The organism is Halosimplex amylolyticum (assembly GCF_051414035.1).
Lineage (GTDB): Archaea > Halobacteriota > Halobacteria > Halobacteriales > Haloarculaceae > Halosimplex > Halosimplex amylolyticum.
Genome location: NZ_JBLKNW010000003.1, coordinates 186,648 through 200,640, shown reverse-complemented (window position 1 = coordinate 200,640; position 13,993 = coordinate 186,648). Strand labels below are relative to the sequence as shown.

Here is a 13,993-nt window from a genome sequence, read left to right as displayed (position 1 = left end):
CGTATGAGCATCGACACCGCGGTGGTCCTCGCGGCCGGCGAAGGCACGCGCCTGCGTCCGCTGACGCGCAATCGGCCCAAGCCGATGTTGCCGGCGGCGAACCGGCCGATCCTGGAGTACGTCTTCGACGCGCTGGTCGCGGCCGACGTCCGGCAGATCGTCGTCGTCGTGGGGTACAAGCGCGACCGCGTGCGCGACCACTTCGGCCCGACGTACAAGGGCGTCGACCTGACGTACGTCACCCAGCACAAGCAACTCGGCAGCGGGCACGCCCTCCAGCAGGCCCGCGAGGCCGTCGACGGCCCGACGCTCGTCGTCAACGGCGACCGCGTCATCGACGCCAACATCGTCCGCGACGTAGCCCGGGAGTTCGAGCGCAGCGGCGAGCCGGCGATGGCCGTCCTCGAACGGCCGGAGACGAGCCAGTACGGCGCGGTCGTCCTCCGCGACGGCGACGTGTCCCAGCTCGTCGAGAAACCGGACACCGACGAGTACCGGCTCATCAACGCCGGCGTGTACGCGTTCGAACGGTCGGTGTTCGAGGCCATCGACGAGACCGACCGCTCGGACGGCGAACTCGCCCTGACGGACACCATCGGGCGACTGATGGACGACGGCCGGGTCCGCGGCGTGCGCACCGAGGGGATGTGGGTCGACGCGACCTACCCCTGGGACCTGCTGACAGTGGCCGACGAGGTGCTCGCGCGCGGGCACGTCGACGAGCCCGCCCGTGGCGACGGCGTCTGGGTCGACCCGGCCGCGAACGTCCACGACGCGGCGATCCTCGAGGGTCCCGTCGTCGTCGGCCCGGATTGTGAGGTCGGCCCGGGGACCGTCATCGGGCCGAACACGGCGCTCGGGCAGAACGTCACCGTCGGCTCGAACGCCACGGTCCACAACTCGGTGCTGGACACCGACACCCGCGTCGAGTCAGGATCGACGCTCATCGACGCCGTGACCGGCCAGGACGTGACGCTCGGCGCGGGGACGACCGTCCCCGGCGGTCCGGCCGACGTGCGCGTCGACAGGACGGTGTTCGAGGACCAGCGCCTGGGCGCCGTCATCGCCGACCGCGTGACCGCCGAGGGCGACGCGAGCTTCGCCCCGGGCACGCTGGTCGGCCCGCTCGCCCACATCGGGACGAGCGTCCGCGCCAGCGGCACCGTCGTCGAGGGCGCGGAGGTGGTGCGATGAGCGGACCGCGAACGGACGGAATCAGGGAGGTGCAACCGTAATGTGTGGAATCATCGGCTGTGTCGGCCGTGAGGACGAGACGCTCGACGTGCTCGTCCACGGCCTCTCGAAACTGGAGTATCGCGGCTACGACTCGGCGGGCGTCGCCCTCTCGGGCGACCGCGTCGACGTCTGCAAGAAGTCCGGGAAGATCGAGGACCTCCGCGAGGCCCTCGAATCCAGGACGATCGGCGGCGCGGCCGGGATCGGTCACACCCGCTGGAGCACCCACGGACCGCCGACCGACGAGAACGCCCACCCGCACCTCGACTGCACCGGCGACGTCGCGGTCGTCCACAACGGCATCATCGAGAACTACCAGGAACTGCGCGACGAACTCGTCGCCGCGGGCCACTCGTTCGAGAGCGACACCGACACCGAGGTCGTCCCGCACCTCGTCGAAGACGCGCTCGCCGACGGGCTGGACAACGAGGCCGCCGTCCGCCGAGCCATCGCACGGCTAGAGGGGAGCTACGCCGTCGCCGTCGTCCTCTCGGGCGACGACACCATCTACGCGGCGCGCAACGACTCGCCGCTGGTGCTCGGCATCGACGACGAACCCGAGGCGCGGAGCGAGTCGGACGAGTCGAGCGGCCAGCCGCGAGACCCCGCCTACTACCTCGCCAGCGACGTCCCGGCGTTCCGCGATTTCACCGACCGGGTGGTCTACCTCGCTGACGGCGAGTTCGCGACGCTCAGCGCGGACGGCTGGCGCGTCTCTGACGTGGATGGCAACGAAGTCGACAAGGACGTCGACACTGTCGACTGGGACCCCGAGGAGACCGGCAAGAGCGGCTACGACCACTTCATGCTCAAGGAGATCCACGAGCAGCCGCGCGCCATCCGGCAGTGTCTCCGCGGCCGCGTCGACGAACTGTCCGGCGAGGTCGACATCAGCGATCTAGGGGACCTGTCGCCGACGGGCGTCCAGTTCGTCGCCTGCGGGACGAGCTATCACGCGGCGCTGTACGGCGCGCAACTGCTGCGCGACGCTGGCATCCCCGCCCAGACGTTCCTCGCCAGCGAGTACGCCACGGCGCCGCCGCCCATCGGCGACGCGCTCGTCGTCGGCGTCACCCAGAGCGGCGAGACCGCCGACACGCTCTCGGCGCTCCGGGAGGCGCGCAAGCGCGGCGCCCGGACGCTCGCCGTGACCAACACCGTCGGCTCGACCGCCGCTCGCGAGTGCGACCACGCGCTGTACATCCGCGCCGGCCCCGAGATCGGCGTCGCCGCGTCGAAGACCTTCGCCTCGCAACTGGCCGCGCTGAACCTCTTCTCGCTCGGGACGACCCGCACCGACGGCGCCCGCGAGGTCATCGGCGCGCTCCGGGACCTCCCCAGCAACATCCAGGCGATCCTCGACGACTCGAACGCCGAGTCGGTCGCCGAGACGTACGTCGACAGCGGCGCGTACTTCTTCATCGGTCGGGGTCACCAGTACCCCGTCGCGCTCGAAGGCGCCCTGAAGATGAAGGAGATCACCTACAAGCACGCCGAGGGGTTCGCCGCTGGTGAGCTAAAGCACGGTCCGCTCGCGCTCGTGACGCAGGACACGCCCGTCTTCGCCGTCGTCACCGGCGACGGCGAGATGGCGCGCAAGACCATCGGGAACGTCAAGGAGGTCGAGGCACGCGACGCGCCCGTCGTCGCGGTGACCGACGGCCAGTCGGACGTCGAACGCTACGCGGACGAGGTGCTCGAGGTCCCCGAGACGCACCCGCAGGCCGCGGCCGTGCTCGCGAACGTGCAGTTGCAGCTCGTGTCGTACTACGTCGCTGATAAATTGGGGCGGTCGATCGACAAGCCGCGGAACCTCGCGAAGAGCGTGACTGTGGAGTAGGCGGCGCTGCGCGGAGTGAATTCTGTCGGTTCGTTTCTCCTCTTGACATCGGACTTGAGCGGTCGACTACCGGTCTTGGGGCGGTTCCGGTGGCTCCGGTGGTTCGAACAGCGCCACGAGCAGTTCGTACGTACGCGAGTCGGTCACCTCGTCCCACGACACCCGTACTCGCGTCCCTGCCAGCGCTGCAGCCGCCGCGAGGAGGATGAAGCCGACGGTCTGTTCAGTCGTCGATCCGATTGCGACGACCACCGTGAGACTGGCGACGACTGCGGCGAGTGCGGCTCCACTGACTATCTGGATCGGGCGGTCGAGGAGTACCTGGTGGAGCCCTTCGAGTAACTGGCCCGACCGGGCTCGTGCCCAGCCATGTGAGAGGCCATCGAACGTGGAGTCGAGTATTCGGATGACTGGCCCGACGACGTGCGTCTCCCGCAGGTCGATAACGACGACGTCTGGGTCCGGTTTGGCCGTGAACCAGTTATAAAGCCAGGACGCGCGGACGGCGCGTGCGCTCCACGCGACGCCGGCAGCGAGTCGGCTGCTCGCAGCGACTGCTCGCAGACGGTCGACGGTGGTCCGGACCTGCCGAGTGGTCGTTGCGGCGTCGAGGGCGGCGCGGAATCGCTGCCCTGCCGTCGTGAGTCCCTGCGCAATGCGGGAGTTCTGGACGCTCATTCGGTGTCGAGATCCACCACCTCGGCCTCGATGGTCGTTGTTCCGAGGTTGAGGACGAGGTTGTTTCCTTCCTGCATCGTCTGTCCTTTGAAGCGGATGCCGTTGTCGAGTTCGCGGACCTGCAACTGAGCGGTCAGCGTGACGTCTTTATTGACGGGGTGTTCGCGCTCATAGATGTCGCCGCTCTCGCTTTTCAGGACGACGACCGCAGGGTCCACGCTGACGTCGGTCACTCGTGCGACGGTTCGTCCGGCGGCCGTCTCGGTCATGCCTGCCGAGAGACTGTTGGCCCGCTCAGGGGTGACGTTCCGCAGTTCGAGTTCGACTGTCCGCTCGGCCGTCTCCCCGGGCTGCGTCGCGGTTCCGGTACGGACGATCCGGCCGCCGAACTCGTAGCCGTCCGTCCGGAACGGGATCCAGGTGTCCTCTCGAAGCGTTCGGTTCGCGCCGAACTGCGGTCGGTCGTCGAGCGTGAGCGCCCGGACTGAGAGCCCGACGAATATCCGATTACGATCGGGGTCGTCTGTCCCGTAGGCGGTGACGCTCTCGACGATGGCTATCGACTCGCCGGCCACGCGGTACGCGTCGCCCTCCTCGATCTGACGTGCGACGCTCTTGTCGACGACGTTGGTGACGAGCACCTTCTCGCTCGACCGAGTGAGGTTCCCGGCAGTCCGTTCTATCTCGCCGGTGAACTGGTACCCGGCGACGGGGAGGACGAGGTTCTGCCCGACCTCGACGCGGGTGCCGGCGAACTCGGCCGAGTCGCCAGTGCCGTACGTCCGAAGGTCGACGGCGAGGAAGAGGGCTCGTCTCCCGGACCGGTTAGTATCGTATACAGCGACATCGGTGACCGAAGCGACCGTCTGGTTCGCGATCCGCGTCTCGATGCCTGCTTCGGCGTCACGGGCGACGTCGTTTGGAACCGTGCCGCGGAGGATGACTGTCCGCTCCTGGGTCGGGAGGTCTGTCTGGTTCCCGACGCTTTGGATCGTTCCATTGACGACGTATTCGTCGGTCTCGAATTGAAGAGTGCGGCCGAGTCGCAACGTCCGACCGCCGTATGTGAACGAGTCCTCGGTCTCGGTCCCGGTGACCTCGACCCGGACGAGCGCTTGTGGGTTAGACTCCCCGGGGGTGAAGTGCGCGTCGGTGATCGTCATGTTCCCCGGTTCGTTCTCGAGACTCGCCGTGTCTCCGGTGTCTAACTGTTCGAGCACGTACTCTGGCTGTGACCCGAGGTCGAGTGTAACGTGGCGCGTCTCCTCCTCGCCGGGATCGCTTCCAGTGACCAGCGCGATTCCGGCAGCTGCGACCGCGAGGACCAGAAGGACGGCCAGCGCATCGACGACGTTGATCGTCCCGAATATCCGACCGTCCTCGTCGATGATCGCCATTGCTGATTCAGGACAGCGCCAGTGCGGGTAAAGTGGTTTCGTTTGGGTCCTCGCCCGTACTTGCGTCCCCGCTCGAACGGCGACCCTGCTTCCGTGCCGGCAGACGACAAGATATTTAAGCGAGCGTAGTTACTCACTATCTGAGTAACTCATGACGATCCTTGTCACCGGCGCCGATGGGTACATCGGCTGGCCGACCGCGCTGCGCATCGCGAACCGAACGGACGACCGCGTGCTGCTCGTCGACAACTTCGCTCGCCGCGAGTGGGTCGAAGAGGTCGGCTCGAAGAGCGCGACGCCCGTCGCGGGCATCGACCAGCGTATCGAGGCCGCCGAGGACGTGTTCGGCCTCGGCAACCTCTCGTTCGTGGAGGGCGACCTCGTCGAGAAGTCGTTCGTCAACGAACTCTTGGCTGTGCACGAGCCCGAGGTGGTAGTCCACGCGGCCGCCCAGCCCTCCGCGCCGTACTCCCAGATCAACGGCGAACGGGCGAACTACACCCAGCACAACAACATGCAGGCGACGCGCAACCTGCTCTGGGGCCTCGACGAGCACGATCTGAACGACACGCACTTCATCGAGACCACCACCACCGGTGTCTACGGCGCGCCCGAGTTCCCCATCCCCGAAGGCGGTGCGGTCATGGAGAACCAGGGCGACCGCGACGACGTGCCGTTCCCGGCGATGGCGGGCAGCTGGTACCACCTCACCAAGAGCCACGACGCCGCGAACATGCGCCTGGCTCACTCGCAGTTCGATATCCCGATCTCGGACGTGCGCACGGCCATCACGTACGGCACCGAGACCGCTGAGACTCGCGAGGACGACCGCCTGAAGACGCGCTTCGACTTCGACTACTACTTCGGAACCGTGGCGCATCGCTTCGCCGCCCAGGCTGTCGCGGGCTATCCCGTCACCGTCTACGGCAAGGGCGAACAGCGCAAGCCGTTCATCTCGCTGGAGGACGCCGTCGAGGGCCTCGCGAACCTCGCCCTGCAGGACCACGAGGAGCGCCCGGACAACCTCACCGTCTACAACCAGGTCACGCGCGCCATCTCCATCGTCGAGATCGCCGAGACCATCGCCGACGTGGGCGACGAGTTCGACCTCGACGTGGCGGTCGAGCACTTCGAGAACCCGCGCGACGAGGACGAGACCCACAAGATGGAGATCGAGGACGACAACTACGCCGCCCTCATCGGCGAGCAGGCCCAGGACTTCGAGGAGGGCGTCGCCGACATCTTCGAGACGCTGACCCGGTACGCCGACACCATCGAAGCCCACGAGGACCGCTTCCTCCCCGGCGTGCTCGACGATTGGAACGCCGAGGAGTAAGCCGTGGACGTCCTCGTCACCGGCGGGTGTGGCTACATCGGCAGCCACCTCGTCCCGCAGTTGCAGGCCGACGACGACGTCGACCGCGTCGTCGTCCTCGACAGCCTCGTCTCCGGGTCGCCGCGCGCGCTGTTCGGGTGTTTCGACGACGCGCTGGACTTCCGCCGCGGCGACGTCCGCGAGTACGGCGACGTCGAGAGCGCGATGCGCGAGGTCGATCGAGTGGTACACCTCGCCGCGATCACGGGTGCCGCGAGCACGCACGACCGCCGCGACGAGACCTTCGCCGTCAACTACGACGGCACCGAGAACGTCCTGACCGCGGCCGGAAAACTCGGCGTCGACCACGTCGTCTTCGCCTCCTCGTGTAACATCTACGGCCGGGCGACGAGCACGGACATCGACGAATCGACCGACCCCGACCCGATCAACCCCTACGCCGAGACGAAGTACCAGTCCGAGGGCATGCTCGCCGACTACTGCGAGGAGTACGACATGACCGGGACGGCCCTGCGGATGGCCACGAACTTCGGCTACTCGCCCGCGGTCCGGTTCAACCTCGTCGTCAACCATTTCGTCTTCCGCGCCGTCACGGGTCGCCCGCTGACGGTCTACGGCGACGGATCGAACTGGCGCCCGTTCGTCCACGTCGACGACGCCGCCCGCGCGTACAAGCGTGCCGTCTGCGAGCCCGACAGCTGGGATCGCCTGGTCTACAACGTCGGCTCGAACGACGGCAACTATCGCATCGAGGAGATCGCCGAGATCGTCCGCGACGAGGTCGGTCCCGTCGATATCACCTACCTCGAAGACGAACACCCCGGCCCGTCGTACCACGTCAACTTCGACCGCCTCTCGGAGACTGGCTTCGAGGCCGAACACACGCTCCGCGAGGGCGTTCGCGACCTCGCACGGAAATTCACCAATGACTGACACCTCCACCGACTTCGACCCCGATTCGCCCACCGTTGCAGTCACCGGCGCGGCGGGATTCATCGGTAGTCGCGTCGTCCACGAACTACAGCGGGCCTATCCCGACTGGGAGATCACCGCACTCGACAACTTCTACCTCGGTGACGTCCGCGAGATCGGCGACGTGACCGTCGAACACGTCGACGTCCGCAACCGGGATCGGCTGGAAGATGCGCTTTCGGGCGCGGACATCGTCATGCACCTCGCGGCGATCTCCGGCGTCGACGACTGCGAAGAGAATCAGGACCTCACCTACGAGGTGAACGTGCAGGGGACGAACAACGTCGCCTGGTTCTGCCGGAAGACCGGTGCGGCGCTCGTCTTCCCGTTTTCGATGGCGGTATTGGGGGACCCGGTCGAGTTCCCCATCACCGTGGATCACCCGCGCGACCCGATGAACTGGTACGGGCGGACGAAACTGATCAACGAACGCGCCATCGAGAACTTCGCCGACGGCGCGTTCCCCGCCCACCTGTTCCTCAAGTCGAATCTGTATGGGGAACACGAGATCGGCGGTCAGACAGTGTCGAAAGGGACAGTAATCAACTTCTTCGTCGGCCGCGCGCTCGCCGGCGAGAACCTGACCGTCTACGAACCGGGCGACCAGGCACGCAACTACGTTCACGTCAAGGACGTGGCCCGCGCGTACGTCCGGAGCGCCGAGCGATTGGTCGAGCAGTTGGACGTCGGTGAGACCGGCGTCGAGAAGTACGAGATCGCCAGCGACGAGGACCCCGGCATCACGACGGTCGCCGAGATGGTCCGCGACATCGCCGCCGAGGAGATCGACTTCGAGCCAGACATCGAACTGCTGGAGAACCCGCGCGACGAGACGCTCGTCAGTGAGTTCGCGGTGGATACGAGCGAAGCGCAAAACGAATTGGATTGGCAGGCAAATTGCTCCATTAAGGAAAGTATACACCGACTATTTAATTGAATATGGAGGTATGTCAGCGAGACTGTATTTCCGTATACAGGTCGTCGTGACTTTGATACCAATCGATAGTTTTGCCGAGCCCGTCAGAAAGGGAGTAGGAAGGTGAAAATCCAAGAACTTTTTCAGCCTTTTGAATATCTGCAATGTATCTACTCACCTCGCCGGTTCGGTTGTTTTCGATCAAGATCTCCGAGTCACTATCGGTCAATTCAACGATTTTTTCCGCGAGTTCAAGAATCGAAGCCCCTTCGCCGGAAGCAATGTTGAAGGTCGTTCCTTTTGCCTTGTGAAATCGCTCGATTGATCGCATTATACCTGAGACGCAGTCGTTGATGTACGTGAAATCAAGGATCTTGTCGCTACCGAACACGGTCAATGGATCGTTACTGTTGGCAGTGGCGATGAACAGCGGAACGACGCGGTTCGAGGCATCGTACTTGCCGTATACGTTCGAGAACCGTAGGATACTCGCATCTATACCATAACAATTCTGATACGATTTGACAAGCGCTTCTCCACCAACCTTACTCGCGGTATAGGGACTCTCACATTCGTCCACATACGTGTCGTCTTCGGCGTAGATCAGCTTCCCTCCGTCGCCATATACCTCGCGACTACTCGCGAAAATAAAGTCTGTCTCGGTACGTCTGGCAAATTCCAGCGTATTGAATGTCGTATTGAAGTTTTCTCGGGCTTTCTGTGGTTCCTCGACGAGTCGATGGACCCGCGCGTTCGCGCCAAGATGAACCACTAAATCGAACTTGGCGTCGAGTCCATGTAGTGCATCTTCCTCACAGAGGTCACTGAGGTGTGTTACATCGTCCACTCGGTCCGACCAACGGTTCGAAACGCGATCGACACCTACTACATTGTGTCCATCTGCTAGTAGCGTCTCGACAAGTTCCGTCCCGACAGTCCCACTGCTTCCAGTCACGAGAATCGATTTGGCCATTCGTTACAGGGTTACCAACCTGCCTGAATACATAATTGGATCGTTGGAGACATTCATAATTTAAAATATGAATCCCCTCCACTAATATATGGGGTTTTACACTCCGATATGACTGATTCATTTAGGGGAACGCAAGCTACATTACCGTCGTCTGTTTTCGGTAAGGTAATGTCACACGAGTCGGCTGACATTCTAATCGCTCTGAACAATTTTGCCGGTCTGGGCGCTCAGCGCGTCGCGATTACGCTTGCGAACCACTGGCCAAAGGATGGCCCAGACCTGGCTATATCTGCATATCAGTACGATGGGAAGTTCTCTGACGACCTCGACCCCGAAATTGACGTCTACGAGATAGACGACATTCAGCGTCCACTCTCTGGGCTGGCAGCGCCATCTCGTGTTCTTGGCTACTATAAACTGCTCAAACGACTGGAACCTGACGCCGTCCTCGCAGTGAACCAGTTTCAGTCGATGGCGCTGTGCTTTGTCAAGCGATTCTACTCCGACTTCAGGTTGGTCGTGAGCGAACATGCACACGTCTCGGCGATGAACGCCGGACACAATCCACACGACGGCTGGTTCGGAACGTATTACAGATCACAGTTCCCACGTGAATACGCAGAACGGGCCGACTACGTTCACGCCGTGGCACATGAGGCAGCCCACGATTTTGTCGAGAATCACGATATTCCTCGGGAAAAAGTCAAGACGGTGTACTACCCTGTCGACTTCGAGCGGATTCGAACAGAGGGCGATAAACCGGTTGAGCATCCGTGGTTCGCAGCGGAATACGAAACCGCCGTTGCGTCGTGTCGTCTCGCGGGCCAGAAACGACTCGAAATTCTGCTCCGTGCCTGGAAACGGATCCAACTCGGCGAGGAAGATACTCCGCATCGACTCATTATCTGCGGTGACGGGCCAAGACGAGAGTCACTCGAGCAACTCGCTGGGACTCTCGGTGTCTCTGAGACAATTCACTTCGCTGGCTGGCAGGATAATCCGTGGCCATGGGTTCGTCGTGCGGACGTGTTCGTGAGTACGTCGGAATGGGAGGGACTTCCCAATTCACTGTTAGAGGCACAGACGTTGGGGACGCCTATCGTATCATCGGACTGTCCGTCGGGACCTCGAGAGATCCTTATCGAAGGCGAGGCAGGATACTTATTTGAGAGTTTGAACGAAACGGCCTGTGCAACGATGCTCCAACGCGCGCTCGAAAATCCTGAGGAGCGGGCGGAACGCGCAGCGACGGCGACCGCCAATCTGGACCGATTCGAACCTGACAGAGTGGTCGAGCAGTACGTGAATCTGCTGACCGGTTGCGATGTCGTCGAACCAACGCCGAAACCTGACCTGACGCCGGAGAACACATGGCCGAACTGATAGCGCGTGCCAAACAGAAGATCCGGGCAGATGGATCGCTCGCGCTATTGCTGAGCGCGTTCACGTTTGCGACCCACTTCATCAGACGTCGTGTAATCGGCCTATACGTCATTGCGACAGGTGATCGCGTAGAGTACAACGGTGTCACGCTCGATCTCTCGAACGACCAGATCACACCGGCCCAACGGAGCGCATTCAAATTCGGTACGTACGAGGATGCCGAGCGACGATGCGTCGATGCCTATCTGTCGAGAGAAGCCGACGTGATCGAGCTAGGCGCGTCGATCGGGTTCCTCTCCTGTTATGTCGACAACGTAACCACTGGGGAACAAATTTCCGTCGAGGCGAACCCAGAATTGATCGAGACTCTCGAACGGAACAGAGAACTCAACGGCGGGACCTTTGAAGTCTGTCATGCTGCGTATGCGCCGACGGAGGACACAGTGCCGTTCACTGTTGACACCAACTTCCTCGAAGGTCACGTCGGTGAGAGTGCGCGGAGCACTTCGGTGCCCGCTGTTTCTCTGGCTGGACTCGCGGCACAGCACGACCTCGACGACTTTGTGCTCGTTACCGACATCGAGGGGGCTGAAATCGAACTGATAACGACTGAACTGGATCTCGTCGCAGCCTGCTGTCCGTTGGTAATCATCGAACTACACCCGGACCTCGCGTACTCGATATCCGAGATGGTATCTCAGTTCGAAGCGGCCGGGTTCGATATCGTTGGCGAGGAAGACAACGGCAACGCAGTTGTCGCCGTCTTCGAACGGACCTGAGGCTACAGTACTGACTCGCGGGCGATCCGTTTGATACGCTCTTTCTCTGCGGCTTTTTTATCACGAGTGGCATAGTTCGGCTCACGGCGACGCGGCTCAGCGTTCTTGTCGAAAACGTCTTCGAGTACCTCGCCATCCATATCCGCAGGCACGGCACAGCCGTGCAGGTGAAGGAGCGTCGGAGCGAGGTCCAGAATGGAGATATTTTCGATCGTCCCCTCGGTGAACGACGGACCACAGGCGACGAATAGCCCGTCACGTTTGTTTTCTGCGTCCCACGGTTCGTCAGCTGGTGTCGTGAACACGTTTTCCCGGCCGATACTCCCGGTTATATGAACCCCTTCCCGCTGTTCGACGACGATGTCAGGGGCGTCATCGATGTATTCTCCATGGTAAACATCTTCACCTCGAAGGACACGCCTTGCGACGGGCTTGCTAGCGTCGTCCGTCACAGACGCGAGTTGCTCCATCAGTTCCGCTCGTACCCTCTCATAGTCTGGATCTGATCGGTCCTTGGTCAGATATACTGGTCCTTGTCCGCTGGCGAGTGCGGCCGTTTCTGCCCAGTCGATATGGTTTGTTTTACTCTCCCGCTTTATCGCACCTTGATTCGTCGGAATATAGTCGATAATCTGCTGTGGGGCAAAGCGTGCAAGTGCTCGTCTCACCCCCAGTCGAGACGCGAGACTTGCAACGGTGTCTCGATGAACGCCCAGGCGACCTAGCGACCGAGCGACGGCGGTGTTGACCTCCAAATAATCGTGATCCTGCAACCAGGTATTTATGTGAAATACCGTTTCGATCTCGGTCGAGCCGTGGTCACTCATGAGGACGACGTTCGTGTCGTCTCGGTTGAGGAAGTATCCGAGATGATCGTCGACGGTCTGCCAAGCAGTTTTGGTGTACTCGTCGTCCCACAAGAAATGATGGAGAGAGTTAATGTAGAACGTCGTCGCCTGTAGGAACTCGAGGTCATGCTCCTCGAACAGCCAGCGGGCAGCCTCGAATCGGTTGTCGATCAATTCGAGCATCTCCTCCGCTGCCCTGTCGACGTTGTCCTGTAATCGGTTCTCCGAGTTCACTCGATAACTAAATTTCTCATTCAGTCGTTGTTCGAGTGACGTCGGATGCGTGTAGCCCGACCCCTGGCCATCTGGTGGTCCTGACACTACATGGCCGTCGATAGATTTTGGTGGATACGTCGTGGGCGTGTTCACCACACCCACGGTCGTGTCTTCAGCAATTATTTCCCAGTAATCAGTTTGCAGATTTTTTCGATCGTCCGGATAATATATGCGCTGAGACTCGACATCGATGTTTTCCCACCAGAATATCCCCAGTTTTCCGGGGTTCTTCCCGGTCATGTACGCCTTCCAATTCGGTGATGTCACTGGTGGGAGAACCACCTCTAGGTCGCCGGTGACACCGTCTCCCATCGCCTGTGCAACGTTCGGCAAGTCTCCTGCCTCGATCCACGGTTCGAGTAGTTCGAAGTGGGCACCGTCGAGGCCGAACACAACCGTCCGCTGCTCACTCATGATCGGTTCCCGAATCGGTTGACCGCCTCTGCCATGGTCAGTACCGGCACCCCTTCTGACGCCGCGAATGAGAGAATCCGCTCAAGGTCACGAAACATCTGTTCGTCGTAATTGTGGGGATGTGACCAGATATGAAATATCTTGTTTTCGCGCTTGGCCCGTGCAATGCCCTTTTCAGCACGTCTCACGCGTGGGTGTGTCGGAAACAGCTCATTGATCTCGTCGAGTGGGTCGTAAATAAGTGACTGCGAGGCCGGGAGATTCCATACTCCTTCGGGCGTCTGCGTCGGTTCTACAACAGGGGGTGTAGTCCGGAGCAGAAATCGCAGATACTCACGGTACCGGCCGAAGGGCTCTCGCCTGAGTACGGCATCGGCCGATTTCCCTCGGTAGATGGAAATACCCATGTCGGCGAGAACTTCTATATGAGCTGCGCCGTTACGGGGGAAGACAAGCGTCTCCGGGTCGAATCCGAACTCCTCGGCCAACTCACTGCACCGCTCGATTTCAGCACGAAGCACTGCTGGTGGACAGCCTGCTCGGTCACAGAGCACGTGCGAGAATGTGTGCAGTCCGAGTTCGTGTTCAACCCCCGACCCCGTGATAGTCGATAAGATGTCGGGCGCATACCTGAGCGGCTGTTCATCGGCGGAGGACCCTGGGTCATTGCGATACCACTCGCGGACTTCCGGGTATGACGGTTTTGGGAGGTCCTTGTGCTCTCCGTCGCACTCTGTTAGCATGAGATGGCCGACGATTGCCCATGTCGCGGGTGCATCGTGCCGCTCGAACGTTTCTACGAGACGAGACACGTTTCGACGCTCGCGTCGTCCGTCAGTACTGAGGTGATCGCCGCCACCGAAGCCGTGGTACCCCCACGCCAGCTCCGTATCGAGCGATATGACCAGGCACCCACTCGCAGGCGACGGATGAACAGCCATGGGA

At 61.9% G+C, this 13,993-nt stretch carries 12 protein-coding genes; 7 read left to right on the top strand and 5 right to left on the bottom strand.

Annotated elements, in window-relative coordinates; all coding sequences use genetic code 11:
• Positions 1 to 3 precede the first annotated feature (3 nt).
• Together glmU and glmS are read left to right on the top strand one after the other, a co-directional pair.
• Positions 4 to 1,194 (top strand): bifunctional sugar-1-phosphate nucleotidylyltransferase/acetyltransferase, encoded by a 1,191-nt coding sequence (gene glmU, locus ACMGFE_RS16120; protein WP_436926251.1) that lies wholly within the window; start codon positions 4 to 6, stop codon positions 1,192 to 1,194.
• A 40-nt stretch (positions 1,195 to 1,234) separates the two neighbouring features.
• Positions 1,235 to 3,076, top strand: coding sequence for a glutamine--fructose-6-phosphate transaminase (isomerizing) (gene glmS / locus ACMGFE_RS16115; RefSeq protein WP_436926250.1), 1,842 nt, complete (start codon positions 1,235 to 1,237; stop codon positions 3,074 to 3,076).
• 66 nt (positions 3,077 to 3,142) lie between these two features.
• Here the strand turns inward: glmS and ACMGFE_RS16110 are convergent, their stop codons facing one another.
• A complete protein-coding gene (locus tag ACMGFE_RS16110) occupies positions 3,143 to 3,754 on the bottom strand; it encodes a hypothetical protein (RefSeq protein WP_436926249.1) in 612 nt (203 codons plus the stop codon).
• Complete coding sequence (locus ACMGFE_RS16105) at positions 3,751 to 5,151, bottom strand: DUF4330 family protein (RefSeq protein ID WP_436926248.1); 1,401 nt, start codon at positions 5,149 to 5,151, stop codon at positions 3,751 to 3,753. Before ACMGFE_RS16105 ends, ACMGFE_RS16110 begins: the two co-directional genes overlap by 4 nt.
• 151 nt (positions 5,152 to 5,302) lie before the next feature.
• Between ACMGFE_RS16105 and ACMGFE_RS16100 the strand changes: the two genes are divergently transcribed.
• Genes ACMGFE_RS16100 through ACMGFE_RS16090 form a run of 3 tightly spaced genes read left to right on the top strand, consistent with a single transcriptional unit; the run spans position 5,303 to position 8,396 of the window.
• Positions 5,303 to 6,487, top strand: a complete 1,185-nt coding sequence (locus tag ACMGFE_RS16100) for an NAD-dependent epimerase/dehydratase family protein (protein WP_436926247.1) — start codon at positions 5,303 to 5,305, stop codon at positions 6,485 to 6,487.
• Positions 6,488 to 6,490: 3 nt separating this feature from the next.
• Positions 6,491 to 7,420: an NAD-dependent epimerase/dehydratase family protein gene (locus tag ACMGFE_RS16095; protein WP_436926246.1), complete on the top strand. Its 930-nt coding sequence runs from the start codon at positions 6,491 to 6,493 to the stop codon at positions 7,418 to 7,420.
• The gene (locus ACMGFE_RS16090) at positions 7,413 to 8,396 is read left to right on the top strand and encodes an NAD-dependent epimerase/dehydratase family protein (protein WP_436926245.1); all 984 of its coding nucleotides are present in this window, start codon (positions 7,413 to 7,415) and stop codon (positions 8,394 to 8,396) included. The genes ACMGFE_RS16095 and ACMGFE_RS16090 overlap by 8 nt, the downstream gene beginning before the upstream one ends.
• A 13-nt stretch (positions 8,397 to 8,409) precedes the next feature.
• Here the strand turns inward: ACMGFE_RS16090 and ACMGFE_RS16085 are convergent, their stop codons facing one another.
• Entirely contained in the window at positions 8,410 to 9,348 is a 939-nt protein-coding gene (locus ACMGFE_RS16085; protein ID WP_436926244.1) for an NAD-dependent epimerase/dehydratase family protein, read from the bottom strand.
• Between the two features lie 168 nt (positions 9,349 to 9,516).
• On the opposite strand from ACMGFE_RS16085, the gene ACMGFE_RS16080 reads away from it, so the two are divergent.
• Positions 9,517 to 10,731, top strand: coding sequence for a glycosyltransferase (locus tag ACMGFE_RS16080; RefSeq protein ID WP_436926243.1), 1,215 nt, complete (start codon positions 9,517 to 9,519; stop codon positions 10,729 to 10,731).
• Positions 10,719 to 11,510 carry an FkbM family methyltransferase gene (locus ACMGFE_RS16075; protein WP_436926242.1) on the top strand — a complete coding sequence of 264 codons (792 nt, stop codon included), beginning with the start codon at positions 10,719 to 10,721 and terminating at the stop codon, positions 11,508 to 11,510. The genes ACMGFE_RS16080 and ACMGFE_RS16075 overlap by 13 nt, the downstream gene beginning before the upstream one ends.
• 2 nt (positions 11,511 to 11,512) lie before the next feature.
• Here the strand turns inward: ACMGFE_RS16075 and ACMGFE_RS16070 are convergent, their stop codons facing one another.
• Positions 11,513 to 13,048, bottom strand: coding sequence for an alkaline phosphatase family protein (locus ACMGFE_RS16070; protein WP_436926241.1), 1,536 nt, complete (start codon positions 13,046 to 13,048; stop codon positions 11,513 to 11,515).
• Positions 13,045 to 13,989, bottom strand: coding sequence for a polysaccharide deacetylase family protein (locus ACMGFE_RS16065; protein WP_436926240.1), 945 nt, complete (start codon positions 13,987 to 13,989; stop codon positions 13,045 to 13,047). The genes ACMGFE_RS16070 and ACMGFE_RS16065 overlap by 4 nt, the downstream gene beginning before the upstream one ends.
• Between the last annotated feature and the right edge of the window lie 4 nt (positions 13,990 to 13,993).

What these genes read in the sequence shown, in the direction of transcription:
- ACMGFE_RS16100 (WP_436926247.1), top strand. Translation starts at nt 5,303, where the DNA reads ATGACGATCCTTGTCACCGGCGCCGATGGGTACATCGGCTGGCCGACC.
- glmU (WP_436926251.1), top strand. Translation starts at nt 4, where the DNA reads ATGAGCATCGACACCGCGGTGGTCCTCGCGGCCGGCGAAGGCACGCGC.
- ACMGFE_RS16090 (WP_436926245.1), top strand. Translation starts at nt 7,413, where the DNA reads ATGACTGACACCTCCACCGACTTCGACCCCGATTCGCCCACCGTTGCA.
- ACMGFE_RS16085 (WP_436926244.1), bottom strand. Translation starts at nt 9,348, where the DNA reads ATGGCCAAATCGATTCTCGTGACTGGAAGCAGTGGGACTGTCGGGACG.
- ACMGFE_RS16065 (WP_436926240.1), bottom strand. Translation starts at nt 13,989, where the DNA reads ATGGCTGTTCATCCGTCGCCTGCGAGTGGGTGCCTGGTCATATCGCTC.
- ACMGFE_RS16105 (WP_436926248.1), bottom strand. Translation starts at nt 5,151, where the DNA reads ATGGCGATCATCGACGAGGACGGTCGGATATTCGGGACGATCAACGTC.
- ACMGFE_RS16110 (WP_436926249.1), bottom strand. Translation starts at nt 3,754, where the DNA reads ATGAGCGTCCAGAACTCCCGCATTGCGCAGGGACTCACGACGGCAGGG.
- ACMGFE_RS16075 (WP_436926242.1), top strand. Translation starts at nt 10,719, where the DNA reads ATGGCCGAACTGATAGCGCGTGCCAAACAGAAGATCCGGGCAGATGGA.
- ACMGFE_RS16070 (WP_436926241.1), bottom strand. Translation starts at nt 13,048, where the DNA reads ATGAGTGAGCAGCGGACGGTTGTGTTCGGCCTCGACGGTGCCCACTTC.
- ACMGFE_RS16080 (WP_436926243.1), top strand. Translation starts at nt 9,517, where the DNA reads ATGTCACACGAGTCGGCTGACATTCTAATCGCTCTGAACAATTTTGCC.
- glmS (WP_436926250.1), top strand. Translation starts at nt 1,235, where the DNA reads ATGTGTGGAATCATCGGCTGTGTCGGCCGTGAGGACGAGACGCTCGAC.